Annotated in this window: 1 protein-coding gene; it reads left to right on the forward strand. The window is 42.0% G+C overall.

What is annotated here, in order from left to right; all coding sequences use genetic code 11:
- Positions 1–243 (forward strand): GNAT family N-acetyltransferase (locus tag Q4528_RS15550; protein WP_512701005.1); only part of this gene is annotated, 243 nt, incomplete at both ends.

Raw genomic sequence — 243 nt, forward strand, 5'->3', positions numbered from 1 at the left:
GAAGCAGATGATTATTTGGCTTTAGCTTGCTTTTGGGTGTCTGGAAAATATAAGAAACAAGGCCATGGTAAACGCTTATTGGCGTCTGCTCTTAGTGCTGCTAAGCAACAAGATAAAGCCGGTTTAGTCACTGTAGTAGGGCGTAAAAAGTATCATTTTTTGAGTGATACTAAGTGGTTACTTCGGCAGGGCTTTAAAGTGGTAGACGAAGCGCCAAACGGCTTTGTATTGCTTGCGCTAAAT

The sequence above is a fragment of the Staphylococcus pasteuri genome (assembly GCF_030547725.1).
Lineage (GTDB): Bacteria > Bacillota > Bacilli > Staphylococcales > Staphylococcaceae > Staphylococcus > Staphylococcus pasteuri.